This window comes from Pseudomonas sp. KnCO4 (genome assembly GCF_045344305.1).
In the GTDB taxonomy this organism is placed as follows: Bacteria; Pseudomonadota; Gammaproteobacteria; order Pseudomonadales; family Pseudomonadaceae; genus Aquipseudomonas; species Aquipseudomonas anuradhapurensis.
Genome location: NZ_CP174199.1, coordinates 2,837,130 through 2,861,337 on the forward strand (window position 1 = coordinate 2,837,130; position 24,208 = coordinate 2,861,337).

The following is a 24,208-nucleotide window of genomic DNA, read 5'->3' on the forward strand; positions in this document are numbered from 1 at the left end:
AATCTGGAGCTTAGGGTATCGAAGCCATCATCGCAATGTGCCACTATTCCAGCCCAGCGCCTCGTGCGAAGGCTACAGGCGGTCTGACATTCACGTCGACTTATCAAGGAAGGTTATGCCTCAGGTCATCATCCCGCGCTCATTCCGTAAAATGCTTCGAGACCTCAGCAAAGCTGACAAAGTGGGTAAAACAGCGGCCCAACGCGCTGAAGCCGCTTGCACACAAGCAAACCTGAGCGACCAAATTCGCCTGGAGCGCACGAAAAATGGTGAGTCGCGTTTAGATTGCGAGAAGTACGAACTCGGCGACGGCTACCGTTTGGTGCTCCAGCGCAACAAAGTCGGCACCGAAGATTTTCTGATTATGCTGTTTGTCGGTTCACATGCCGATTCCGATACCTGGCTGGAGTTGCACCGAGGTTACAAATGGGTGCGTAAGGATTCCGACGGCAAGATCGACTTCATCCAGGTCTCCAGCGCAGAAGAGCCGATCAGGGCACCGATCATCGACGTTTCGCTGGACACACCCGAGCACGTCCTGGATGAACCGCTGCTTTCGACGTTCTCTGCCGAAGACTTCAAAGGCTCGACGCTTCGCGCAGAGACCATTCAGATTTTGCTGGGGGTCACTAAAGGTGATTGGGGTGAAGGAGCAAACAGCATCCTGGATATGGTCGAAAAGCAGCAGGATATCGAGTCAGCTGTGCTCGCGGCGGATCTGCTGGGTATGGCCGACCATGGCGACCTGGAAGGTGCTCGCCAGCGTCTGCGCCTAGACGCCAAACAGGCCCATGAAGCCACTGCTACTGAACTCTGGGAAGCTGTCAATGCCCCTATAAACGCAGAAACCTTCTACACCTGGAAAGAAGAGGAGGGCATGCCTGACCCGTCCAACCGGGAAGAGTGGATGCTGTACCTGCACCCTGAGCAGCGCAAGATCGCACATGCTGACCTTGCAGGCCCTTCGCGTTTGAGAGGTGTTTCCGGGAGTGGAAAAACTTGTGTCCTTGTTCATCGCGCTCAGTTCTTGGCCAAAAAATATGGCGAATATGTCCTGGTGGTGACGCTGACTGATAGCATGCGTAAGCTGCTGAATTCGCTCGTTACGTCCCTGTGCGGCCCCGAACGCTCACTGATTCATGTAACTACTATTCAGTCGTTGGCGCGTGATCTTGTCCACGAACTGAAGCCCGATCCAACCCGTAGGCCAGTTGAGTCTTACACCGATTCTGCGATGTCTGCGGTTCTCAAGGCCGTGCCTGAGTTCAATACAGGAGCCTCCGCGCTTGGCCGATTGTCCGCGCATGACCTCAAGCATTTCTTGCGAGAAGAGCTGAGCTACATCCGCACACGGTTGCTGCCATCTGACTACTCGAACTACGTGAAGTCGTCATTCCGACGCATCGGCCGGGGTAAAGCGTTGGCAGAGCCTGCCCGCAGACAGGTCATGCAAGCCCTCCAAGCCTATGAACAAATCATTGCACAGGGCGGCGTTCCAGATTTTGAGGGCATTGTGCAGGAAGCCATCACCCTTCTGAGTGCTCAGGGTGAAAAGAGCACCAAGCGCTGGCGCGCTGTCCTCGCCGATGAGGTTCAGGATCTGAGTCAGAACGAGATTCAGATGCTGTCGTTGATCCGGACGCAAGCTGGTGATTTACTGAAAACGGCCCCAGATGGTCTTTTCCTGGTAGGTGATGGTGCTCAGACTATCTACAAGCGGGGTTTTTCGCTGAAAACGCTCGGTATCACGCTCAACCGGGCGAGCGTTTTTAAGAAGAACTACCGCAACACCAAGGAGATCCTGCAGGCCGCGTATGCGTTGATCATCAACTACGAGTTCTCGGACATTGATGAAGACTCGCAACAAAAACCGTTGGCACCTGACTTTGCTGTTCGACGGGGTGAGCGTCCAGGGCTCGTTCGCTGCAAAAGCAAAGAGGACGAGCTGGCTTACGTCATCTCGGCCATCACCAAAATCAGGGAAATCCACGGCGACGAAGCGCTCAATGATGTTTGCGTGATCTCCCGGTCGCGAGCCTTCCGAAATGACGTTACTCAAGCCATGGAGAGCTCGGGAATACCTCATGTTGACATCAAGGCTTCGATCGACGCCCCTGGAGTACGCGTATCTACCGTAGAAAGCGCCAAAGGTTTCGAGTTTGGCACTGTGTTACTTGCTAGCGTGGCTGAGTCGCTCTCTAGTACCCGCCCGCAAGAAGCATCTGATGCTGCCGATGTTGCCAAGCTGTATGTTGCGATGACTCGCGCCCGTGACTTGCTGCATATCAGCTACATCTCAAACGCCGAGTTGTCACCTGTTGAAGCGCTCAACACCATCCAGCCTTGGTGCGAGTTGTTGAAATTTGAAGGAGGCAAAGTACGTTCCCTAGCTGAATACGCTTAAGGCCATAGGTTGGAGCAGGTCTAGTTGGCCTGCTTCTACTTGCTCCCTGGTCGTTCAGAGCCTAGCACCGCAATGCAATACACTTTCTGCGCTAAGACGCATCTGATCTCGCAAGCGGAGCGCGCAGGTCTGTGGCCGGAGGCCCGAGGATGAAAGCCCCATAAGGGCCAAGCGGCGGATGTGGTCTCTGATCTTTTCATCGAAACCCATGGCGGTCGTTTGCTGACAATGAAATCACTCGGCGCCCGCGGGCGCTCTCGGTGGCCACGATTGATTCTCGGACGCTTAAATCATCTCCCGGGGTTGACTATCATCTTCGACAAATTCTAAGCGATCACCTGGAGTCAGCCGAAAAGGCGCAAATCTCGTTGGACTATCGAGGCGTCAAAGCATCCATGACCGAGGGTGCCCTGGCTCCAGTCAACAAACGTCCCTGACACAGATTGAGCTACTGTATCTTGGGCTTGCACGCGCAGCTTTCGGTCTGAAGCACAGGACGTGGGAGATCAACGGAAAGTCGATTCGTTGGCACAGCGTCTAGGAGGCAGCTTTATGTTAGACCTGTCGGACTGACCGGTGATCTCTGGCCGCGCGGGAACCAGGTGGCATTGCAGATCAAGAGGAGGGCGCCTTGCAGGTGCCCTCTATATAGCTATGACCGGTTATGCAGATGCTCGCTGATCTTCGGTGTGTGGCGTGCCACCAAACGCCCTAAGATCGTAAGCCTGCCTGAGTGCCGTTTCATCATCCGAGTGCACCCGGGCCTGGGCAAACGGCGTATTGAGGAATCGGCGACGCTCTGCATTGCCCAACTCAGACCAGAACCTCACCTGGCCTAGCGCATCGGGCACGCCAAACTCCCCAAGCAGGTAACCCTCTAGAGCGGTGAGGCGTTGTTGGCCGTCAAGCAGCACCTCGCTATTGATCGCAAACGCTCCAGTGCGATCGGCATACGCATACCACTCATTGACGAGGTACGAGCCAAGGTCTGCCCCCATCCAAATCGAGGTAATGAACCTGACCCTCTGCTCATCCGTCCACACAGCCGGACGCTGCCAGGGGGCGAGGGGATGCCCCATGGCGAATCGGGTTGCCCATGGGTACTGGGCACGCGCACTGCCAGGGTCGGCTGAGTACTTCTCAAGATTGGATGCCAGTGTGTGTATCTGGTGCATGTAGAGCGTGGAAGCAAGGTGGTTTTGCGGCATACGGATGCAGCTAGTATCGTCGGCGCCGCTGAAGATCTGGAATGTTGGGTGATTAGAAGCCATAAGGTCTCAACAAACAGTAATTTTGAGCTGCGCGCATAAAGTGGGCTTAGATAATGGCGCGCATTAACGCTCAGCAAGATAGCATAACTGCGATTGCTAAAAACTCGATGCAAGTGGAGCCTCACCCAGCAAAAGGCGAATTCAAAAGCTCTAGAGCAACAAAGTGTTTCTTATACGGTACGGGGAATAGCTTCGTGTACCGTATAAAGAACATTTGGATTGGCCACGCAAGCCGTAATTAAATTTGATATTCAGCGATTGCTCCGTTCACATATTATTGCTAAAGGTGGCAGATGCCACGAGACGAACATCTATTAACCGAGCAAGCGGAGCGTGCAGGCCTACGGCCGAAGGCGTGAGGATGGCAGCCCGAAGGGCCAAGACGGCCGCCTAGCGGTGGCTTGGTTCACAACAGCCGACCCCGTAGGGGCACGCTAAAAGAGGGCAATAAGGGTAGGGTGCTGATGAGGCTGTCAGTCTGCAGCCCCTGTTCTTGGGCGCTTCCGGTGCGCAGGATCCACTAAATGCTTCGCAGCTTCACGGCTCCGCAAGACTTGGTCACGGATTTCTTCCGGATCGATCGACATCACACCACGCTCGACCCTCAGCGTTTTGAGCTTGTTTACAGCCTCGATGAATTCGCGCTCACGCTTGATCTCGGCCTCGCGCCTGCGATCTGGGAACAAATGAGCCCAAATTTTGAAGAGAAAATTCATCGAGTACCTTGAACCTGGGTAGGCTTAACGTTGGCGAATGCTAGATGAGGAGGGCGCTTGGAGCAAACTATTTAGCAATTGCTTGATTTAACTGTAAGAGCAGAGTGCTAAAGTTGTGGATAAAGTTGACCACCTGTCGTTTTTCAATGCGACTTTAACCCGCCTGACTACAGTCACAAGAGGTTTCCTAAGCTCTGGTCGACCGACAGATTAAGCGACTAGCAGCAAAGACAGCGATTGAGGATCATGAGATGGTCAACATTCTCACCCATGCTGCTCGACATGCTAAAGCAGAACTTCTCGCTGCGGGCATCGAAGTGGGACACGCGAAACTTCAGGAAGTCCTGGCTGCGCTCCTTGGCTACCAAACCTACAGGGCACTCAAACTCGAAGAGGATGATCAAGAGCTTGAGAACCATCTGTCCGATGCACAGTTTATCGTTCTCCACCAGGAGCTTGGCGAATGCCGAGCAGCTGAGCTGTTCGAGCTTCCAGGTGAGGTGCTGCCCACGTGCATCGCGGCGCTGGAGGAATGCCTGCCAGCTCAGGTTCTCCCAAGCGTGGACGCTTACCTTGAGCGTAATGGCATCAGCGCAGTAATCGCAGCTTTGACAAATAGTCCGCCACTGGGATTGCACCTCGGGCCAGATTGGCGCTCGAGCTACAAGCTCAGCCTTGGCCAGCGCCTTTCATTTTATGAGCCAATCTGGGAAGCGCGTCGCTTATGGCACGTCCATGCTGAAGTATCACTGGAGAGCATCGCGTCGGACGCTGAGCTTCAGAAAATCGATGTGCTGCTCACTCATGCAAAAGCTGGCCGATCTGGATTGATCTTGAGGGAAGTCAAGCCAGCCGCGGACGTCACGGCGATTATTGACAGCATGCAAGTGGATCAGTTGGTTCAAAGGGATGACGGCTCAGTTGTTCGCCCGTTAGTAGCTGTCGTCGCCCATATCACCTCTGGTACCGTCCTTGGAAGCGCCGTTTCATTTGCTGGCAATCAAGAAGTTGTAGAGGTCGATGCTTTGACCGATGCGCTAGATTCGGCTGTGCATGGTGATAATGATGGAGGAAATGGTACCAACGATTACCACATCTTCCAGCTTGATTTGGGTCACGACTTTACGTCTGCACGGATTAAGCAAATGGCCCTAGAAGCGGGGATTGAAATCACTCAGCCCTCCAATCGTCTTAAGCGATCGCGCGGGAAAATAGAATCTGTTTTTCACAGGATCTCGAAGTCAATGCTCATGAAGCAGACAAACCTACGCGCCCTGAAACCTATTTCGGATGTGGAAATAATGTCGACTGAAGAGTTCGAGCAGCTCTTCAAAAAGAGCTGAAGGCTCACGACCTTAGCAAAGAGGAGGGGCCACGCCTTCCTTTTTGTGCCTGCGGAATATGAAAAGCGCAGAGCTTGTCTGGCGCTTTACAGGACAGACGCTCGTAGTGGCCAACCCTTGCACTCCGCTTCCATAAGCCAGGTGAACTCCTGGCTTTCTCATTTCAGATTTCTACCCACATGGTCTCCAGAGAGAAGAGATCCTAAGAAACGCGGCATCGACTTGATCCCCGTACGTCCTCACGGCTGCGGGCGGGCGCCTGCGTGTCCTCGGCTTACAGGCGCTTGATGAGGTGCGTGAGCAAACCGTGGTCGGCCAGCAGGCCGGGGCTGCTCTCGCCGGCCACCCAACACGAACGCCACATTTTTCGTAAATTGACGCTGCCGTTGGAGAATCTGTGGCCTGGGAGAAAGCTTCTCCTGTCAATTTATGCTAAATATTTAGAAGGAGTGCTTGGACATCACGACTTTTGGCTACGGCTATTAGGCACTGGCTAGCACTCACCTTTACAGGGACTCCAGCCCCTCAATGGAGCCTCCAAGCACTTTTGCGCTTCTAGTAACAATTGCTTTTTGGCCCGACGGGCGGTCACTCCAAGCGCGCTAAAATGCAAAAATAATGGCTACGGGAGCTTGCTACCATGAACGCCCCTCATCGATCAGACGCCATACGAGCAGCCAAACAGCGCATCGTCGAGCTAGAGGACGAGATAGGTAGGCTTCAAAAAGAAGCGGAGGTTGAGCGTGCTCAGCAGTTTCTCCAGGATCTAGCCAACCTCATGCAACACTACCACGTGGAGGTAGACGAGGTCGTAGAGCTGTTAATGCTGAGAGGGGACATCGATCAAAAGCCGTTCATGGGTGAGACGATTTACCAATTGCGTCACATTTTCAGCATTGCTGAAATCCAAATCGCCGAGGGAGCAGATCGGCCAACCTGGCTACCAAAAGACTGAGGGCAGGGTGCGGGCATGTCTAAGAATTTCACTGCAGACATCCAGAAAATGGGCGTGCTTTTCGAAGTAGATAGAAGGATATCTGCTGAATACAGCTGCGCTAGCTCTTTGCTACAAGAAGAAGAGGTAGCTAGAAAATTCAAATTTCTCGGAGCGCTAGACCGACTCGCCCACAACAATGACTACTCCGCACGCGATGTGATAGAGATGCTCAAGCCGGGATATCTAGATAGCGCACGCGAAGAAGGAGCCAGCGAACAAACCAAGGAGCTACACGACAAGTTAGTAGGGCGTCGAGATAAAACCGAGACTTGATCTGAGTTTACTCAACTAAATATTCATTTAGTTGAGTTATGCCACCACCTCTTAGAAAAAGATAGGGCAGGTAGGAGTGATATGGATGAGTAGGTGTTCTCGATGCTAACAGCATTTAAGCCAGGCTTTCTAGCCATCTGAAATTAACGACCCTAATTCAAATGCTGGCGATTGCCCACGACTCTTTATTTCGATCAATTAACACCAGACACCAAGCGCCTGCGCTTATCAGACTTCTAAAAATTAACTCAGCAATTGGGTGATTACCACGCAGCCGAGATCACAAGATTAGGAATAAATCCAACGACTCAGCGATACCGACACTAAGGTTGGTGTGGAGTTTATGTGGCAGAGCTGATCGAACCATGCTGCCGAAGCACCTTAATTACTTCCGCGCTGCAGTAAAACCTAACTTACTTCCGATTCACCGGCGGCGCCTTCGATCGGATTACCGCCAAGTCACGCTTAGATTATGCTTAGATACAAACATGCAGCTACGTCGTGATCTCCAGCTCATGTTCTCCGTAATTGCCTGATTTCTGAAAGTCACATGGCAACACGTGCGACACCTCGGAGTCTGAATTCAGCCCGGATCTTGAGTCCAGCGTGCCTGGGAAGTGAATGTGCAGCAAGGATGATCTGGACAACCTTAGATTTGTGGTCTAGCGAAAAGCACCCAGCGTGAGGGTGTTAATCGCGAAGCAAGATTGGAGTTATGGAAAATGGGGAGCGATAACCCGGATTGCTTCCAGATGTAGGTACAGTTTTTCTTCCGCGCTCTCATCCTTGGCTGTAAAGGTCGAACGTCCGTGATGGGTTCAGGGTTCAAATGTATCTGAGTAGTGCCCTGTGTGGAAAATATGAATCTGCGCATAATGAGTATTATGTTAAATGAAAGATTATGTAATACGTGTTCTAGTCTCCTAAGCCACGACACCGATCAAAGCAGCAATGAGCACCGCGCCTTTCTCGCTTTCATCAAGCAGCTCATTGCTTGGCGGTGACCCTAGCCGAACCAGTCGCGTGGTTCCCACAGTCGCCGATCCAATTGACCATGCACCGCAGTGGCGCAAATAGTCGCTTGTCCAGTAGCAACACTGATTTGTTTGAGCGAGCCAACCACATCTCCCACCGCATAAAGCCCCTTCACGTTGGTGCATTGATGGGAATCGACAACCACGGCACCTTGCTCATCGACTTCAGCGCCCAGCGCCGAAGCCAGGCCTGAGCACGATTCAGACCCTAGGCACGGATAGACGATATCGAAGTGAAATGAACCGTCCTTCAGAGTTTGTACCTCAACCTGATCTCCGGCCAACCGGATGACGTCCACCGCCGCATCTTCCACTAGCTGGATTCCAGCTTGAAGCGCTTCACCGGCAATTCCCTGGCATTCTGCAGCACTGGCCTTCATAAGCACTGTCAGTCGGTCAGTGAAGTTGCGCAGGAACAGAGCGTGGCGGATTGCGCACTCCGCTTCACCGTAGACAGCGACATTGTCTCCGTTCACTTCGTAGCCATCACAAATTGCACATAGGCGAATCCTCGATTGCGCAACCGCGTCGTAAGCGGCCTCAACAGGAGGAAGTACATCCTTCATGCCAGTGGCCATGATTACCGTTCGCGCGGTGATCGAACGGCCGTTGAGCGTGGCGACAAACCCAGACCTCTCGTGGGCTACCCCCTCGACACAACCAGCCTCGATCAATGCGCCATATTGAGTGGCCTGCTCCGCCAAACGCGCAAGCAACTCCTCTCCAGAAATGCCAGGTGGGAATCCGGGATAGTTATGCGAGCGAGGAATCATCCTTGCCCGACTGTGGCCGCCATCGGCGACCAGCACTCGCCTATGGAAACGGCTGAGATAGATTGCAGCGGTCAATCCGGCAGGGCCAGCCCCGATGACAAGGCATTCGAAATCATATTGACCATCAAGGTTCGCTGCGTCGCGGTCATTACTACTATTCGGAGGGGATTCCATGGATGCTCACTTCGGGCTTCTCGCAGTCTATAAGTAAGCAGTGGACTACCAATAGCTGACATCGGGTGCCTGTGGGCGACAGATGGCCGTACTGTGCTAGTCACCCTCCCGGTTGCAATTCGGCAATACGGCAACCTGTCATCTGCGTGACAAACCTCAGCGTACTGCTACAGCGAGGAATTCAACTCAGAGATGAGCTCTTCCCGATACTTGAGTGCGGCGACTGCGGTCTCGCCCAAGGAGCTGGCGACCGCACTGAGCAGTCCCTGCGCCAGGAGCATGAACGCACACATGCTGTTGCTGAAGAACAGGCTATGGTTGGGCACGTAAAAGCTGTGCAGCGCGGTCTTGGCCAAAGGCGAACTGGCGGAGTCGGTCAAAGCAACGACCTTTATCCCGTGTCGTTGGGCCACCTCGGCAGTCGCCAGCACGCTCGGGGTATACGGAAAGCAGCTGGCGACAACCAACAGGTCTCCGGCATCCAGTTGAGCAAGCGCATCAGCAACGCCTTGGCGACTGGAATCCAGTGCGCTGACATCAGGCCGAAGCATTCCAAGCCCATAAGACATGAACAGCGCCAGCGAATTGAATTGCCTCATGCCGTGGATTCGCACGCGTTTGGCGCTGCACAGCAGGCCAACGACATCGTCAAACGCAGCGGGATCGACCTGCTCGACCAGACTGGCGATGTTGGCGCTTTCCTGGCGCCCCAGTCGCGCCAATTGGCTAATCGCTCCAGCGCCTTCCGTATTGACCACCAACCGCGAGGCCTGGTCGCTGTAGAAGCTTTTGCCTTCTGTCAGCTCTCGTCGGAAGACATCCTGCAATTTGCTGAACCCTGAATACCCAAGACGTCTGGCGAGCCTGGACAGTGTCGAGGCGTTGACCCCGAACTGCGCGGCCAACTCGGTGATTGAAGACACCGCCGCGTATTGCGGCGATTCAATCATCTGGGTCAACACTCGCGTCGAACTGCCGCCTAAAGCGATATCCACCTCTTGTCTATCGATGGCAGCCAGCAGCTGTTTCAGCTCAGCCACTGTCTCTGGCAGGTATTCATTGAACTGCGTCATCGAAGCTATCCGCTATTGGACTAACACAACGGCGCCCTGGGCGTCAGGATGATCTGCCACTCGGCGCGCATAAACCCGCCATTCTACAGCGTTGGACGTCAGCGTGAAGATCGCCGTGGCAAGCGTATTTTCGTCATCAGGGTCATCTTCCGCACAGCGGTAGACTGGCAACGTTGCGCTCTGCTCGTCGCGCAGTATTTGCAGCGCCAGCGTCAAATCAAGCTTACGGCTTGAGCCGGCCAACAGATGATCGACTCGCTGCTGACGAGCACCAGAACTACCTGTCACGATCTGCTTGAACTCCCGGAACGACGAATCGACCAGATGGTTCGAGTGGCCAGTCGATGCTTCAACCTCACGAACGACAACGCCATCTGACGTTGCTTCGACACTGACGACACGAGCGCTACCCGCTTGCCCGAATGCGTGGTGGAACGCCCCGGCGCGAGGCGTCGGGGAGATTGCGGCAACTGCCTCATCCACCGTTCGGGCATCCAGCGAGGCACGCGCCAGAATCATCCGAGGCAAGCCCACGGGGATATCAACCGGGCGGATATTGTTGACCGTCGCAACGACGCCGAACTCGTTGACCGCAAAGGTATGGCCCGGAATCGAGCCGGGATAGACGAAGCTGATGAAGGCCGCGCCGTCCTCCGGCTTGGCGTGGACAATCGCACAATCACCGCGCAATTGCGGCAGCCCGTCTTCATTGTGCGCGATGAGGGTCCCCTGCTCTGCCTGACCCAATACCGTGGTACAGCCATCCACACTGACCAACCCAGGAAAATCGCCCCTGCAGTTCCACATGAAGACTTCATCGACGGGCAATTCAAGCCCGGCGGCCAGGCCTTCGATCTCCTGCCAGTAGCGCGGATAGCGTTCACGCACCAGCGTTTTCATTTGCCGCGCCTTGTCCGTATCAGCCAACGAAGCGAGGTGTTGCCAGAGCGGCAACCTGCGCAGTTTGCCACGTACGGATTGACGACCGAATTCACCCAGGCGCCGTCCGAGCTCGAACGCATCGCCGGCGATGTGAAGTTGAGTGAGCATCGCATTGCCCCTTATGAAACGTGCTGGAGAAACTCGCGCAAGCGCGGGCTGGGTGGGTTGGCGATCAGCTCTTGTGGCTTGCCGTCTTCGGCGATGCGCCCCTTGTCGATGAAGATCAGTCGGCTGGCTACCTTGCGCGCGAAATCCACTTCATGGGTGACGATGACCATGGTCATGCCCTCCTCTGCCAGCGCCTTCATCACCGTCAGCACCTCATGACGCAGCTCAGGGTCCAGCGCCGAGGTCGGCTCGTCGAACAGCATCATCTTGGGCTTGACCGCCAGTGCCCGGGCAATGGCCACTCGCTGCTGTTGGCCGCCGGACAGCTGCGACGGGTAATGGTCAGCGCGTTCAGCCAGGCCTACCTTGGCCAGCAGCTCACGACCAAGCGCATGTGCTTCGGCCTTGCTTGCCCCGCGCACCCGGATCGGCCCGAACGCCACGTTTTCCAGGGCCGTCATCTGTGGGAACAGATGGAACTGCTGGAACACCATGCCGGCTTCCTGGCGAATGAGGCGTTCATCGACCTTTGGGTCGTTGACCTTCAAGCCGTCGACGATCAGCTCGCCCTCGGTGACTTCTTCCAGCTTGTTGATGCAGCGTAGCAAGGTGGATTTGCCAGAGCCCGACGGCCCGATGATGACCACGACCTCACCGCTGGCAATGCTCAGGTCGATGTTATGCAGCACCTGGGTGCTGCCGAAGTGTTTGGAAACGTTCTTGAATTCGATCACAGGATTTTCAACCTCGCTTCCATACGGCGCAGGATGTAGCTGAGCACCAGGGTAATGATCAGGTAGATCACGGCCACGGCAGACCAGACCTCCATCGCACGGAAATTGCCGGCGATGACTTCCTGGCCCTGGCGAGTCAGTTCGGCCACACCGATGACGATGAACAACGACGTGTCCTTGATACTGACGATCCACTGGTTGCCCAGGGCCGGGATCATCCGGCGAAACGCCAGCGGCGTGATGACATAGCGAAGGGTGTCGCGGCCAGAGAGGCCCAGCGCCAGTCCAGCTTCACGAAAGCCCTTGTTGATCGACAGCACAGCGCCTCGGGTAATCTCGCCGATGTAGGCGCCCGAGTTGATCATGATGGTGAACACAGCGGCCCCGAACGGATCGATGCGCACGGGAATCATCAGGGGCAAGGCGAAGTAGATGAACATCACCTGCACCATGATGGGGGTGCCGCGAATCAGCTCGATGAATACCAACGCTACCCGACTGCTGAAGAAACCGCCGTAAGCGCGGGCGAAGCCCGCGATCACGCCGATGATGGCGCCGCCGATCAGGCCCAGGATCGAGATCCAGAGCGTGAGTTTGGCGCCCTCCAGCAGAACCGGGAGCGCATCCCAGATGGCGCTCCATTGAAAATGCATGACGGTGAACTCTCAGAAAACTTGGGAAGATTTACTGTGGTTGGGTGCCGAACCACTTTTCATAGATTTTGGCGTAGGTGCCATCCTCCCGAAGTTTCTTCAGGGCTGCATTGACTGGCTCACGCAATTCGCTGCCTTTGGGGAAGCCGATGCCGTATTGCTGTGCCATCATCTGCGCGCCCACGGCTTTGACCTGACCTTCGCCGGCGGTCTTGATGTAATAAAGCACGTTCGGCGTATCGTGCATGGCGGCGTCGACGCGCCCCGTGCGCAGTTCCAGGTAGGCGTTGTCGATGTTGGGGAACTGACGCAGATCCTTGGCCTTGAGATTGGCCTTGGCGTAGTCGGCGGCCGACGTTCCGCTCTTCACCGCCAGGCTTTTGCCGGCAATGTCTGCTTCCCCCTTGATGGTCTCGTTGTCACTCTTGACCATCAGCAGAAAGCCGCTGTCGTAGTAGCCGTCGGAGAAATCGATGGCCTGTTTGCGCTCTTCCTTGATCGTGATCCCCGCCAGCGCCGCGTCCACGTTATGGGTTTGCAACGCAGGAATGATGCCGTTGAAATCCATCGGCTTGAGCTGGTAGGTCCAACCCAGCTCTTTGGCGATAGCCGCCCACAGATCGATATCGAAGCCCACATACTCATTGCCCTGCTTGAACTCGAAAGGCACGAACGCCGTGTCTGTTGCGATCAGCAGCTCTTTTCCGGCAGCCATGGAGGTGCCTGAAATGGCCAGAGCAAAAGCTGCAAGCGATACCTTAAGAAATTTTTTCATCGTCTTTCCTCTGTAAGGGGGAGGCTCGGTTGCCATTGGCGGCCCGAGGGAAAGCGGCAGTAGCAAGATATGGGGCAGGCCCCTGATTGTTATTGGCGGCAATTCCATGCCAGTGGTGTGCGTCCACCAGCGCAAGGCGAGCCGCACTCCCTACGGCTAGATGCAAATATCCGTTGCTTATGATCTATATGCAAGTATTATTTGCACACCCCTTGGAGGTGATCATGAGCCACGTCTTGCATCGAAGCTTCAACCATACCTACCCCACAGCCGTAGCAGGTGATGGGCCCTATCTGATTGATAGCGCCGGCAAGCGCTACCTGGATGCCAGTGGCGGCGCAGCAGTTTCCTGCCTTGGCCACAGCGACCCCGAGGTCATCGAAGCGGTACGCCATCAGATAGGGCAATTGGCCTACGCCCACAGCTCTTTCTTCACCACTGACGTCATGGAAGAGCTGGCAGATTTTCTCGTCGCTCGCGCCCCGAAGGGTCTGGAGTCTGTCTATTTCGTGTCCGGGGGTTCTGAAGCGGTGGAAACCGCACTCAAACTGGCGCGGCAATACTTCGTGGAAATCGGCCAGCCCAGCCGCAAGCATGTGATTGCGCGTCGTCAGAGCTATCACGGAAACACGTTGGGCGCCCTGGCGGCAGGTGGTAACGAATGGCGACGGCGGCAATTCGAGCCGTTGCTGATCAACGTCAGCCACGTAAGCCCGAGCTATGCCTACCGTGATCAGTTACCGACTGAGACCGTCGAGCAATATGCTCAGCGCCTGGGCGCAGAGCTGGAATCGGAAATCTGCCGCCTGGGCCCGGCAAACGTCATGGCTTTCATCGCTGAGCCTGTCGTAGGGGCCACCTTGGGTGCCGTTCCAGCTGTCGCGGGCTACTTCAAACGCGTGCGTGAAATCTGCGATCGCCATGGCGTGCTGCTCATTCTCGACGAAGTCATGTGTGGCATGGGCCGCACGGGTTCATTGTTCGCGGCCGAACAGGAGGGAATCACGGCCGACCTGATCACTGTCGCCAAAGGGTTGGGCGCCGGCTACCAGCCGATTGGCGCAACGATGGTCAGCGCGAAGATCCGTGACGCTATCGCCAACGGTTCAGGCTTCTTTCAGCATGGCCACACCTACATAGGCCACGCGACCGCCTGTGCCGCGGCATTGGCCGTGCAGAAAACCATCGACAAGCGCGGGCTTCTGAACCGGGTCGTGACGCTGGGAGACACCCTGCAAGCACGCTTGACCGAGCGGTTCGGCGAGCACCCTCATGTGGGTGATGTCCGCGGGCGCGGGCTATTCCGTGGCATCGAACTGGTCAATGATCGCGCAACGAAAACGCCTTTTGATCCATCGGTCAAACTGCACGCACGGGTGAAGAAAGCCGCCATGGCACACGGCCTCATGTGCTACCCCATGGGCGGTACTGTGGATGGGCAACGAGGCGATCACATTCTGCTGGCACCGCCCTTCATCATCGACTCAAGTCATATCGACGCGATCGTGGACAAGCTCGCGTTGGCAATAGACAGCGCAATCGCGGGGGTTTGAGAGGACGCTTATGAACATTCGATCCCGATTGACCTCACTCCATGAAGAGGAGATGAGCCAGGATCAGCGCAAGGTGCTGAGTGACATTCTTCAGGGGCCAAGGGGAAATCTTGACGGCCCCTTCCTCGCCTGGATCCATAGCCCTGCACTGGCTGATCACGCACAACGGCTTGGCGCTTTCTGCAGATACCACACGCGGCTGGACCTGCGTTTGAGCGAGCTGGCGATCCTGCTCACCGCAGCATGGTGGCAGTCCCAGGCAGAGTGGCAGATCCATGAGCCTATTGCTCGCAGCAGCGGGCTCAGCGATGAGGTCATCGAGGCGCTGCGGGTACAACGTACGCCCACTTTCATCCAGAAAGATGAGGCCATCGTCTACCACTTGGGTGAAGAGCTCTACCGTACGCGCCGAGTCAGCGATGAGCGCTACCAGGACGCGGTGGATGCTTTCGGCGAGCCCGCCGTAGTCGAGCTGGTGGCGATTTTCGGGTACTACGCCTTGGTGGCCATGACGCTTAACGTTTTCGCTGTCCGGCGCCCTACAACCGCACCTTTGCCATTCCCTGAACCTTGACGGCCGCCGCAGGAGGAGCGGGAGAACTCGCTCCTGCAGCTTGGCTGACGTCCTGGTTCGCGCGCCCTGCTACATCCATGCGCTGACTAATCCTGCGCCGGCTGATAAAGGCTTACCGCGCGGGCATCCACCGCTTTTGGCAGCAGCCCCTCGCGATAGAACGCATCGGCGATGCGCTGCTGCTCGGCCAGGTTCTCCAGCTTCACTGGCTGCACGTCGTAACTACGCCGGGCGTTGGCCTGTTGTACCGTGGTGCTGTCCAGGTTGCCCCACAGTGGGCCAAGGATCCGCGCGGCCTGCGCCGGGTTGGCCTTGGTCCAGGCCCCGACCTCGCGCAAGGCCAGGTAGACCTGCTGGAGCACCTCGGGGTGGGCCTTGGCGTAGTCGCTGCTGGCCAGGTAATAGCGCTGGTAGCTGGCCAACTCGCTGCCATCGGCCAGGATGCGCGCGTTCTGCTGGCGCTGGGCACTGGCCACGTAAGGGTCCCAGGTCACCCAGGCATCGACCTTGTGGTTCTCGAAGGCGGCTCTGCCGTCGGCGGGGATCAGGTAGGCCGGGGTGATGTCCTTGAACGTCAGCCCGGCCTTGGTCAGGGCCTGGATCAGCAGGTAATGGCTTCCGGCCGCCTTGGTCACCGCCACGCGTTTGCCTTTGAGGTCGGCCAGGGTCTTGAGCGGCGAATCCGCCGGCACCAGGATCGCCTGGGCCGTTGGCGATGGTGTTTCGCGGGCGAAGTAGGTCAGCTCGGCCCCCGCCGCCTGGATGAACACCGGCACGGTGTCGGCGACGTCCGCCGACAGGTCGACATTGCCCAGGTTCAGTGCCTCCAGCAGCGGCAGCCCGCTGGGAAACTCATGCCAGCTGACCCGGATGCCCTCGGCCTGCAGGCGTTGCTCGAGGCTGCCGCGGGCCTTGAGCAGGGTCAGCAGGGTCGAGGACTTCTGGTAACCGATGCGCAGGGTCTGGTCGGCGCTGGCCAGGCTTGGCAGCAGGGCGCTGGCCAGCAGCGCCAGACCCAGCTGGCGTAGAGCTTTGAATGGCATGAAGGAATCTCCTGAGTCAGGGTTGTGCGGCCAGCTTGGCGGTCGCAGGAATGCTGAACCCGCTGGCGAAGGTCGGTGCCACATCGAGGCGTTCGTTCATCAGGCCGTGGGCATGATAGAAATCGGCGGTGTCCTGCTGCGTTGCCACGGTCTGTGGGTTGATCACTTGCCAGCGCAGATGGCGGCGTTCGAACTGCAGGCGGGCGGCATCCTCGGGAAAGCCGATGATTGCGGCCAGGGTTTTCGAGTAGCTGTCCAGGTGCTGGTTGGCCCACACCTGCGCCTCGGCCAGGCGGTTGAGGTAGTCTTGCAGTGCCGCACGCCGCGCAGGCTCGCCCAACGCCTTGTCGGTGGCGGCAAGGAAGCTGTTGCCGCTGGACAGACCGCGGCCGTTGACCAGCACCCGGCCCTGCCCGCTCAGCTCGGCCAGCGCGGTGTAAGGCTCCCAGGTCGCCCAGGCGTCCACCGCGCCATTGGCCAGGGCGATCTTGGCGTCCACCGGCCCGAGAAAACGGAACTCCACGTCCTTCTCGCCGAGCCCGGCCTGGTCCAGTGCCTTGAGCGCCAGGTGGTGCCCGATCGAACCTCGGCCAGTGGCAATGCGCTTGCCCTTGAGGTCCGCTGCGCCTTGCAGCGGCGCATCAGGCCGGACCAGCAGCGCGGTACCGTAAGGGTCTGACTTGTCCACGGCGACGGCTTTGACCGGCGCCCCCGAAGCCAGCACGAACAACAGCGGCGCATCACCAATGATGCCGGCATCGATCGCCCCGGCATTCAGCGCCTCGGCCAGCGGCGCGGCAGCGGGGAATTCGGCCCAATGGATGTCGTAGGGCAGATCGCGCAAGGCGTCGGCTGCCTCCAGCTGGGCGCGCATGTTGCCCTTCTGGTCACCGATGCGCAGGGTCAGGCGCTCTGCGGCAATCGCCTGGCCTGTCAGCAACAGGGCCGCGGCAAGGGTCAACAATTTCGTTCGAATGGACATGGCGCTCCTCGCTGCCTGGGCGGGCGGCGTCATGCAGCCCGGTCAGGCGACTCTAGCGACAACCATCAAATAAACTAAATTGATTTTAGGAATAACCTAATATGCGTTTTAATCAAAGCAAACCCTGCAGATGTCATTACCCGCCAGTGCGATTATGCTGATGCCTTATTTTTCCCGTTCGATTCCGTGAGCGCCGATTATGAAAATCGATGATATGGACGCCTTCGTCGCAGTCATTCGTTGCCAGTCGACCAACCTTGCCGCCGAAGCCTTGCAACTGACGCAACCGGCCATTACCCGCCGGGTGCAGAATTTCGAGGAAGACCTTGGCGCCACCCTTCTCGACCGCAACACCAAACCGCTCAAGCCGACGCCCATGGGGCTGCGAGTATACGAGCAGTGCAAGGCGATCCTGCGCGAGATCGACTCGCTGCGCGAACTGGTGGCCAACGATGGCGCCCCGTCGGGCACGCTGCGCCTGGGCGTGCCGCAGACCCTGGGCGATGTGGTACTGCTTGACGCCCTGGCACAGATCCGCGAAGCCTACCCACAGCTACGCACCCAGGTCAGCAGTGGCTGGGGCAGCAGCTTGATCGCGCGCATGGACAACGGCGAACTGGACGCCGCTGCCGCATTGTTCCCGCCAGGCAAGATTTTCCCCGAGGGCATCGCCAGCCAGTCCATCGCACGCATGCCGCTGAAAGTGGTGGCGGCCAGGGGTAGCGCAGGCAAGCGCAGCTACAAGCTCAAGGACTGCTATACCCGCGGCTGGGTGCTCAACCCTGACGGCTGCGGTTTCCGCGCAGGGCTGCAGCGAGCGCTGAGCGAACAGGGGCTGAGCCTGTCCATCAACCTGGAGACCTTCGGCACCGAGTTGCAACTGGGGCTGGTCGCCAATGGCCAGGGGCTGGGGTTGGTCCCGGAACCGTTGCTGCAAGCAAGCCGGCATCGCGATGCCCTGGACGTGCTCAATGTCACCGATTTCAAACCGCAGGTAGACCTGTGGCTGTTCCATCCGCGCTACCTGGGCAATTTGCAGGAGCCAGTGGAACTGTTTGGTGAAGTAGCCGGGCATAGACTGCTGGGCTGAGCGTGCCGAGGACCAGCGTGTGCAGTGTCACTAAATGCATTTTTCGCATAACATGCCGCTGCATAGATTCTTAAAACAAATAATTAGCATAGAACAAAAAAGACTTTTACAGCCTTCATCCATACGAATACGGTCTTAAGCACTTACCGTCATTCAGGGATGAAACCCCATGAGTCACCCCTCCGACAGCGCCCTCGCCGAGCTGACGCAGGCCCTCGCCGCCAATGCCGAGCGTTATGATCGCAGCGGCCAGTTTCCGCAGGACAACTTCGACCTGCTGCAACGTCACGGCCTGCTCGGCTTCACCGTGCCCCAGGCCCTCGGCGGCGGCGGTGCTGACCTTGCCAGCGCTCGCCGGGTGATCGGCGCGGTCGGCAAGGGCGACCCGGCCACCGCGTTGATCCTGGTGATGCAGTACCTGCAGCATTTCCGCCTGCAGGACGAAGCGCGCTGGCCCGAGCACCTGCGCCAGCGCGTGGCCCGTGAAGCCGTGCAACAGGGCGCTCTGATCAACGCGCTGCGCGTCGAACCCGAACTTGGCAGCCCCGCCCGCGGCGGCTTGCCGGCCACCGTCGCCCGGCGTACCGCCGAAGGCTGGCGCCTGAGCGGGCGCAAGATCTATTCCACCGGTAGCCACGGCCTGACTTGGTATCTGGTCTGGGCGCGCAGCGACGATGCCGACCCACTGGTGGGCGGCTTCCTGGTGCACCGCGACACGCCCGGGATCACCATCATCGACGACTGGGACCACCTGGGCATGCGTGCCACCTGCAGCCATGAGGTGCGATTCGATGACGTGCTGATCCCTCTCGACCACGCCGTCAGCGCCAGCCCCGCCAGTGCCGCGAGAGCCGAACTCGATGGCCACGGCCTGCTGTGGATGGCCGTGCTGCTGCCAGCGGTGTATGACGGCGTGGCCCGCGCCGCCCGCGACTGGCTGGCGGGCTTCCTCAAGCAGCGCACGCCGTCGAACCTGGGTGCACCGCTGGCCAGCCTGGCGCGTTTCCAGGATGTGCTGGGGCGCATCGACACGCTGCTGTTCGCCAACCAGAGCCTGCTCGATGCCGCTGTCGCCGGGCAAACGGCGGCGCAGCACGCCGGCCAGCTCAAGCACCTGGTGAGCAGCAATGCCATCCAGGCCGTGGCCCTCGCCGTCGAGGCCGCCGGCAACCCCGGACTTTCGAGACGCAACCCGCTGGAGCGGCACTACCGCGACGTACTCTGCAGCCGCATTCACACCCCGCAGGACGACGTGGTATTCGGCCAGGTCGGCCGCGCCGCGCTGACGGAGGTCCGCCCATGAGCCATTCGATCATTGCCAGCCAGCTCGACGTCCAGGCCAACCAGCAGCTGCGCGAGCAGTTGCCAGACCATGAAGTGCTCGACATCGCCCCCGGCCAGTTGGCCCTCGAAGCGCCCGCCGATGTGTTCATCCTGCGCCCGGTCAATGTGCGCGGGCAGCGCGTCGACAGCCCGCCGCCAGGTTGGCCCTGGGGTTTGAAATGGGTGCAGCTGGTGTCTTCGGGCATCGACTTCTACCCCGACTGGGTCTTCAAAGGCGCGCCGGTGACCAGCGGCAAGGGCGGCAACGCCGAGCAGGTGGCCGAGTTCGCGCTGGCCCTGGTGTTCGCCGCTGCCAAGCACCTGCCAGGGCTTTGGGTCAAGGATGCCGACTGGCGCCTGACCCCGCTGGCGCCGCTGCGTGGCCGCACCCTGGGTATTCTCGGTTTCGGCAGCATCGGCCAGCGCCTGGCGCGCAAGGCCGTGGCACTGGGTATGCGGGTGCTGGCCCTGAGCCGCCCTGGCCAGCCAATTGCCGAAATACCTGGTGTGGAACGTGCCGACGACCTGCGTCAGTTGTTCGCTGGCAGCGACCATCTGGTGCTGGCCGCCCCGCTCACTCCTGCCACCCGCGGCCTGATCGACCGCCAGGTGCTGAGCGACGCCCGCCCTGGCTTGCATCTGGTCAACATCGCCCGGGGTGCGCTGCTCGACCAGCAGGCCCTGCTGGAGGCCCTGGACAGCGGTTTGATCGGCCGTGCCAGCCTGGATGTCAGCGACCCCGAGCCGCTGCCCGTCGGCCACCCGCTGTATCACCACCCACGGGTATTTCTGTCACCCCATACCTCGGCCATTTCCGAGGAGGGTTACCCCGCCTTCCTTGAAGCCTTCCTCGCCAACTTCCACCGCTACCGCGCGCAGGCGCCCCTGGCCAACCTGGTCGACACCACACGCGGCTACTGATTACCGGAGAGCACACCATGAGTTCACTGTCTGCCATCACGCCCCGTTCTGCCAATGTGCGCGAGCGGGTCAGCGCCGAAGAATGGGAGGTACGCGTCAAGCTGGCCGCAGCCTACCGCCTGGCGGCGCTGTTCCGCTGGACCGACCATATCTACACGCACTTCTCCGCCCGCGTGCCGGGGCCGGACGAACACTTCCTGATCAACGCCTTTGGCTTGCTGTTCGACGAAATCAGCGCTTCCAACCTGGTCAAGGTGGACGTCGACGGCACGATCATCGACGACCCACTGGGCCTGGGTATCAACCAGGCCGGCTATGTGATCCACAGCGCCATTCACCGCGCCAGGCCCGACCTCAAGGCGGTGCTGCACACCCACACCCGCGACGGTGCGGCGGTGTCGGCCCAACGCGACGGCCTGCTGCCGATTTCCCAGCACGCCCTGGCCTATTACAGCCGGGTGGTTTACCACGATTACGAGGGCGTGGCCCTGGACCTGGACGAGCAGCAGCGGCTGGTGGCCAACCTGGGCGACAGCAACATCCTCATCCTGCGCAACCACGGGCTGCTCACCGGCGGCATCAGCGTGGAGCATGCGTTCCGCGAACTGCATGGGCTGGAGCGGGCGTGCAACATCCAGGTGGCGGCCCAGGCCGGGGGCAATGACCAGCTGTTGCATGCACCGCAAGCGGCGATTGCCAAGGTGCATGAGCAATCGAAGCGGTTTGCCGATGGCAAGGGCGAAGGTATCCAGCGGCATTGGGATGCGTTGATCCGGCAGCTGGATCGCGAGGGCCGCGATTACCAGGACTGATTGCAAGGCAACCGTCGTCTGTGCCGGCCTCTTCGCGGGTACAGATAACCCTCTCTCATCGAAGGACATCCCATGCCCCCACTGCATCGCCTGTTCGCCACCGGCTGCCTGGCCCTGGCCCTCGCTGCCTGCTCGCCCGCCGACGACAGCACCACCAGCAAAACCCTCAGCGTTGCCTTCTGGGGCGACAACACCACCCTGGTCAGCGTCGACCCTTTCCAGGTCTACTGGCTGGAACACCGCGTGTTGCTGCGCAACGTCGCTGAATCGCTCACCGACCAGGACCTGGACAGCGGGCGCATCATCCCGTGGCTGGCAAAAAGCTGGGAGATCAGTGCCGACGCCCTGAACTACACCTTCCACCTGCGCCAGGACGTCACCTTCAGCAATGGCGAGCGCTTCGATGCGCACGCCGTGAAAGCTGCCTTCGACAGCAACAAAGCCTTCGCCAGCCAGTTGCCCGCCACCTTTGGTGCCACCTACCTCGCCGGCTACGACCACGCTGAGGTCATCGACGACTTTACCGTGCGGCTGGTGCTGTCACGGCCCAATGCCGGCTTCCTGCAGGCGACTTCCACCACCAACCTGGCGATCCTCGCGCCGGCCTCGTACCAGCTGAGCGCGCAGGAACGTTCGCTAGGCAAGATCATCGGTACCGGCCCGTTCATCCTCGAGCACTACACCCCCGAGGTCGGCGCACGCCTGGTCAAGCGCCCCGACTACGCCTGGCCGTCGGCCAACATGCGCAACCAGGGCCCAGCCCACGTGGAGGCCGTGGAGATCAGTTACATACCTGAAGAAAGCGTGCGCAATGGCCTGTTCCTGCAGGGCAAGGCCGACATCCTGTGGCCACGCAACCCGTTCTCGGAAGTCGACCTCAAGCTGTTCCAGGCCAAGGGCGCGACCATCCAGAGCCGCTCGTTGCCAGGCCCGGCGCTGAACCTCTACCCCAACACCCGCAACGACCGCCTGCTGGCCGACCGCCAGGTGCGCCTGGCGCTGCAGAAAGCCATCGACCGTAGCAGCTACGCGCACACCGTGTACAACGCAGCGTTCCCGGTGGTGAGCGGCGTGTATGACGTCACCACCCCGTACTTCAAGCCACAGGCCAGCAAGCTTGCCTATGACCCCGAAGGCGCCGAGCAACTGCTGGATGCCGCTGGCTGGCGCAAGGGCGAGGATGGCTACCGGCACAAGAACGGCCAGCGCCTGACCCTGCGCTACAACCTCACTCCGGCCGAAAGCGCCGGTGACGTGCTGGTGCAGGACCAACTGCGCAAGGTGGGTATCGATCTCAAGCTGAATGTGCTGACCCGTGCCGAATGGGTTGCCGGCAACGCAGCCGGTAACTATGACCTGACCTCCACCTACATGACCCGCGCCGACCCGATCATCCTGCAGACCATCCTCGACCCCCGCTCGGCCAACAGCGCCACGCTGGCCACCAACACCTACGAGCCACACACACTGGCCAAGGCCCAGGTACTGTTTGACCGTGGCATCACTGCCACCGCCGATCCGCAGCGGGCACAGGCCTATGGCCAGCTGCAGGACCTGCTGATTGACGAAGCCTCGGCGTTCCCGCTGTACGAGCGGGTCTGGCAGGCCGCCACCGCGCCACGGGTCAAGGACTTCCGCTGGACCGCAGAAGGCTTCGCCCTGTTCAGCGACATCCAGGTCGGCCAGCCATGAAGCGCTACCTGACCGGCCGTATCGGCCAGGCGCTGCTGGTGCTGTGGGGTGCCTACACGATCACTTATTTCATTCTCTACCTGCTGCCCGGCGATACCCTGGCGATCATGCTCAGTGCCTCGGGCCTGGAGGCCGACGGCCTGTCACCCGAGGACCTGGCCAAGGCCCGCGCCTACTACGGGCTGGACAAAGGGCTGTTCGAGCAGTACTTCGACCTGCTGTGGCGCGCGTTGCACGGCGACCTTGGGCAGTCGCTGTCCCTGGGGCGTCCGGTCACCGCGCTGCTGGCCGAGCGCCTGCCGCAGACCCTGGCGCTGGCGGGCTCTGCCATCGTGCTGTCGCTGCTGGCCGGGGTCGGTCTGGCCTACCTGACCGCCTACCTGCAATGGCGACCGCTGAAGACGGCATTGGCCCGCCTGCCTTCGCTGGGCTTTTCGGTGCCGGTGTTCTGGATGGGCCTGCTGCTGATCCAGGTGTTCGCCTTCGCCCTCGGCTGGTTCCCGGCCACCGGTAGCCAGGGCCTTGCCAGCCTGGTGCTGCCGGCGATCACCTTGGCGATACCCAGCGCCGCCGTCTACGCCCAGGTCTTGCAACGCGGCTTCCAGGGGGTGTGGCAGGAACCGTACATCACCACTGCCTTCGCCAAAGGCCTCAGCCGGGCCCAGGTGCAGGCCCGTCACGGCCTGCGCAACGCCGCCTTGCCGTTGCTGACCCTGGTCGGCCTGCAGGTCGGCAATACGGTGTCTGGCGCCGTGCTGGTGGAGACCATTTTCTCGCGTAACGGCGTCGGCCGCCTGGCACAGGAGGCCGTGCTGCGCCAGGACATCCCGGTAGTGCTGGCGATCGTCGCGGTATCGGCGACCGCGTTCGTGGTGGTCAACCTGCTCGTCGACTTGCTCTACCCCTGCCTCGACCCGCGCATCACCCATACGGCCAAGGTGAACTGAA

General features: G+C 59.3%; 22 protein-coding genes. 13 read left to right on the top strand and 9 right to left on the bottom strand.

What is annotated here, in order from left to right; genetic code table 11:
- Positions 1-115: 115 nt before the first annotated feature.
- Complete coding sequence (locus ACJA3S_RS13430) at positions 116-2,404, top strand: 3'-5' exonuclease (RefSeq protein WP_289514822.1); 2,289 nt, start codon at positions 116-118, stop codon at positions 2,402-2,404.
- A gap of 662 nt (positions 2,405-3,066) precedes the next feature.
- Here ACJA3S_RS13430 and ACJA3S_RS13435 read toward each other — a convergent pair.
- A complete protein-coding gene (locus ACJA3S_RS13435; RefSeq protein ID WP_289514821.1) occupies positions 3,067-3,675 on the bottom strand; it encodes a DUF262 domain-containing protein in 609 nt (202 codons plus the stop codon).
- 524 nt (positions 3,676-4,199) lie between these two features.
- Between ACJA3S_RS13435 and ACJA3S_RS13440 the strand changes: the two genes are divergently transcribed.
- From ACJA3S_RS13440 to ACJA3S_RS13455, 4 genes are all read left to right on the top strand, one after another.
- Positions 4,200-4,403: a hypothetical protein gene (locus ACJA3S_RS13440; protein WP_289514820.1), complete on the top strand. Its 204-nt coding sequence runs from the start codon at positions 4,200-4,202 to the stop codon at positions 4,401-4,403.
- Positions 4,404-4,642: 239 nt separating this feature from the next.
- Positions 4,643-5,734, top strand: coding sequence for a hypothetical protein (locus ACJA3S_RS13445; protein WP_289514819.1), 1,092 nt, complete (start codon positions 4,643-4,645; stop codon positions 5,732-5,734).
- Positions 5,735-6,374: 640 nt separating this feature from the next.
- On the top strand, positions 6,375-6,689 hold the full coding sequence (locus ACJA3S_RS13450; protein WP_289514818.1) for a hypothetical protein: 315 nt from the start codon (positions 6,375-6,377) through the stop codon (positions 6,687-6,689).
- Between the two features lie 15 nt (positions 6,690-6,704).
- Positions 6,705-7,004, top strand: a complete 300-nt coding sequence (locus ACJA3S_RS13455; protein ID WP_289514817.1) for a hypothetical protein — start codon at positions 6,705-6,707, stop codon at positions 7,002-7,004.
- A gap of 1,006 nt (positions 7,005-8,010) precedes the next feature.
- Here ACJA3S_RS13455 and ACJA3S_RS13460 read toward each other — a convergent pair.
- The 6 genes from ACJA3S_RS13460 to glnH form a co-directional block, all read right to left on the bottom strand.
- The gene (locus tag ACJA3S_RS13460; RefSeq protein ID WP_406818827.1) at positions 8,011-8,985 is read right to left on the bottom strand and encodes an NAD(P)/FAD-dependent oxidoreductase; all 975 of its coding nucleotides are present in this window, start codon (positions 8,983-8,985) and stop codon (positions 8,011-8,013) included.
- 167 nt (positions 8,986-9,152) lie between these two features.
- Entirely contained in the window at positions 9,153-10,058 is a 906-nt protein-coding gene (locus tag ACJA3S_RS13465) for a MurR/RpiR family transcriptional regulator (RefSeq protein WP_406818828.1), read from the bottom strand.
- Between the two features lie 12 nt (positions 10,059-10,070).
- Complete coding sequence (locus tag ACJA3S_RS13470) at positions 10,071-11,108, bottom strand: C45 family autoproteolytic acyltransferase/hydolase (protein ID WP_406818829.1); 1,038 nt, start codon at positions 11,106-11,108, stop codon at positions 10,071-10,073.
- An 11-nt stretch (positions 11,109-11,119) separates the two neighbouring features.
- A complete protein-coding gene (glnQ, locus tag ACJA3S_RS13475) occupies positions 11,120-11,842 on the bottom strand; it encodes a glutamine ABC transporter ATP-binding protein GlnQ (protein WP_406818830.1) in 723 nt (240 codons plus the stop codon).
- The gene (gene glnP, locus ACJA3S_RS13480; protein WP_170029801.1) at positions 11,839-12,495 is read right to left on the bottom strand and encodes a glutamine ABC transporter permease GlnP; all 657 of its coding nucleotides are present in this window, start codon (positions 12,493-12,495) and stop codon (positions 11,839-11,841) included. The genes glnQ and glnP overlap by 4 nt, the downstream gene beginning before the upstream one ends.
- Before the next feature lie 31 nt (positions 12,496-12,526).
- Positions 12,527-13,270 carry a glutamine ABC transporter substrate-binding protein GlnH gene (glnH, locus tag ACJA3S_RS13485; protein WP_406818831.1) on the bottom strand — a complete coding sequence of 248 codons (744 nt, stop codon included), beginning with the start codon at positions 13,268-13,270 and terminating at the stop codon, positions 12,527-12,529.
- A gap of 224 nt (positions 13,271-13,494) precedes the next feature.
- On the opposite strand from glnH, the gene ACJA3S_RS13490 reads away from it, so the two are divergent.
- Entirely contained in the window at positions 13,495-14,823 is a 1,329-nt protein-coding gene (locus tag ACJA3S_RS13490; protein ID WP_406818832.1) for an aspartate aminotransferase family protein, read from the top strand.
- A gap of 10 nt (positions 14,824-14,833) precedes the next feature.
- Positions 14,834-15,397, top strand: coding sequence for a carboxymuconolactone decarboxylase family protein (locus ACJA3S_RS13495; RefSeq protein WP_406818833.1), 564 nt, complete (start codon positions 14,834-14,836; stop codon positions 15,395-15,397).
- Positions 15,398-15,483: 86 nt separating this feature from the next.
- On the opposite strand, the gene ACJA3S_RS13500 is transcribed toward ACJA3S_RS13495, so the two are convergent.
- Positions 15,484-16,440 (bottom strand): aliphatic sulfonate ABC transporter substrate-binding protein, encoded by a 957-nt coding sequence (locus ACJA3S_RS13500; protein WP_406818834.1) that lies wholly within the window; start codon positions 16,438-16,440, stop codon positions 15,484-15,486.
- A gap of 16 nt (positions 16,441-16,456) precedes the next feature.
- Complete coding sequence (locus ACJA3S_RS13505) at positions 16,457-17,422, bottom strand: ABC transporter substrate-binding protein (protein ID WP_406818835.1); 966 nt, start codon at positions 17,420-17,422, stop codon at positions 16,457-16,459.
- A gap of 199 nt (positions 17,423-17,621) precedes the next feature.
- On the opposite strand from ACJA3S_RS13505, the gene ACJA3S_RS13510 reads away from it, so the two are divergent.
- The 6 genes from ACJA3S_RS13510 to ACJA3S_RS13535 all read left to right on the top strand — a co-directional run bounded on the left by ACJA3S_RS13510 (position 17,622) and on the right by ACJA3S_RS13535 (position 24,207).
- A complete protein-coding gene (locus tag ACJA3S_RS13510; RefSeq protein ID WP_406818836.1) occupies positions 17,622-18,512 on the top strand; it encodes a LysR family transcriptional regulator in 891 nt (296 codons plus the stop codon).
- A gap of 169 nt (positions 18,513-18,681) precedes the next feature.
- Positions 18,682-19,815: an acyl-CoA dehydrogenase family protein gene (locus tag ACJA3S_RS13515; protein ID WP_406818837.1), complete on the top strand. Its 1,134-nt coding sequence runs from the start codon at positions 18,682-18,684 to the stop codon at positions 19,813-19,815.
- The gene (locus ACJA3S_RS13520; RefSeq protein WP_406818838.1) at positions 19,812-20,756 is read left to right on the top strand and encodes a D-isomer specific 2-hydroxyacid dehydrogenase family protein; all 945 of its coding nucleotides are present in this window, start codon (positions 19,812-19,814) and stop codon (positions 20,754-20,756) included. Before ACJA3S_RS13515 ends, ACJA3S_RS13520 begins: the two co-directional genes overlap by 4 nt.
- 17 nt (positions 20,757-20,773) lie before the next feature.
- On the top strand, positions 20,774-21,568 hold the full coding sequence (locus ACJA3S_RS13525) for a class II aldolase/adducin family protein (protein WP_406818839.1): 795 nt from the start codon (positions 20,774-20,776) through the stop codon (positions 21,566-21,568).
- Positions 21,569-21,640: 72 nt separating this feature from the next.
- Positions 21,641-23,260, top strand: coding sequence for an ABC transporter substrate-binding protein (locus ACJA3S_RS13530; protein WP_406818840.1), 1,620 nt, complete (start codon positions 21,641-21,643; stop codon positions 23,258-23,260).
- Complete coding sequence (locus ACJA3S_RS13535) at positions 23,257-24,207, top strand: ABC transporter permease (RefSeq protein WP_406818841.1); 951 nt, start codon at positions 23,257-23,259, stop codon at positions 24,205-24,207. Before ACJA3S_RS13530 ends, ACJA3S_RS13535 begins: the two co-directional genes overlap by 4 nt.
- Position 24,208: the final 1 nt, after the last annotated feature.

Bases quoted from the DNA above. Each gene is read 5' to 3' on its own strand.
- ACJA3S_RS13430 (WP_289514822.1), top strand. From the start codon at position 116: ATGCCTCAGGTCATCATCCCGCGCTCATTCCGTAAAATGCTTCGAGAC.
- ACJA3S_RS13435 (WP_289514821.1), bottom strand. From the start codon at position 3,675: ATGGCTTCTAATCACCCAACATTCCAGATCTTCAGCGGCGCCGACGAT.
- ACJA3S_RS13440 (WP_289514820.1), top strand. From the start codon at position 4,200: ATGCTTCGCAGCTTCACGGCTCCGCAAGACTTGGTCACGGATTTCTTC.
- ACJA3S_RS13445 (WP_289514819.1), top strand. From the start codon at position 4,643: ATGGTCAACATTCTCACCCATGCTGCTCGACATGCTAAAGCAGAACTT.
- ACJA3S_RS13450 (WP_289514818.1), top strand. From the start codon at position 6,375: ATGAACGCCCCTCATCGATCAGACGCCATACGAGCAGCCAAACAGCGC.
- ACJA3S_RS13455 (WP_289514817.1), top strand. From the start codon at position 6,705: ATGTCTAAGAATTTCACTGCAGACATCCAGAAAATGGGCGTGCTTTTC.
- ACJA3S_RS13460 (WP_406818827.1), bottom strand. From the start codon at position 8,985: ATGGAATCCCCTCCGAATAGTAGTAATGACCGCGACGCAGCGAACCTT.
- ACJA3S_RS13465 (WP_406818828.1), bottom strand. From the start codon at position 10,058: ATGACGCAGTTCAATGAATACCTGCCAGAGACAGTGGCTGAGCTGAAA.
- ACJA3S_RS13470 (WP_406818829.1), bottom strand. From the start codon at position 11,108: ATGCTCACTCAACTTCACATCGCCGGCGATGCGTTCGAGCTCGGACGG.
- glnP (WP_170029801.1), bottom strand. From the start codon at position 12,495: ATGCATTTTCAATGGAGCGCCATCTGGGATGCGCTCCCGGTTCTGCTG.
- glnH (WP_406818831.1), bottom strand. From the start codon at position 13,270: ATGAAAAAATTTCTTAAGGTATCGCTTGCAGCTTTTGCTCTGGCCATT.
- ACJA3S_RS13490 (WP_406818832.1), top strand. From the start codon at position 13,495: ATGAGCCACGTCTTGCATCGAAGCTTCAACCATACCTACCCCACAGCC.
- ACJA3S_RS13495 (WP_406818833.1), top strand. From the start codon at position 14,834: ATGAACATTCGATCCCGATTGACCTCACTCCATGAAGAGGAGATGAGC.
- ACJA3S_RS13500 (WP_406818834.1), bottom strand. From the start codon at position 16,440: ATGCCATTCAAAGCTCTACGCCAGCTGGGTCTGGCGCTGCTGGCCAGC.
- ACJA3S_RS13505 (WP_406818835.1), bottom strand. From the start codon at position 17,422: ATGTCCATTCGAACGAAATTGTTGACCCTTGCCGCGGCCCTGTTGCTG.
- ACJA3S_RS13510 (WP_406818836.1), top strand. From the start codon at position 17,622: ATGAAAATCGATGATATGGACGCCTTCGTCGCAGTCATTCGTTGCCAG.
- ACJA3S_RS13515 (WP_406818837.1), top strand. From the start codon at position 18,682: ATGAGTCACCCCTCCGACAGCGCCCTCGCCGAGCTGACGCAGGCCCTC.
- ACJA3S_RS13520 (WP_406818838.1), top strand. From the start codon at position 19,812: ATGAGCCATTCGATCATTGCCAGCCAGCTCGACGTCCAGGCCAACCAG.
- ACJA3S_RS13525 (WP_406818839.1), top strand. From the start codon at position 20,774: ATGAGTTCACTGTCTGCCATCACGCCCCGTTCTGCCAATGTGCGCGAG.
- ACJA3S_RS13530 (WP_406818840.1), top strand. From the start codon at position 21,641: ATGCCCCCACTGCATCGCCTGTTCGCCACCGGCTGCCTGGCCCTGGCC.
- ACJA3S_RS13535 (WP_406818841.1), top strand. From the start codon at position 23,257: ATGAAGCGCTACCTGACCGGCCGTATCGGCCAGGCGCTGCTGGTGCTG.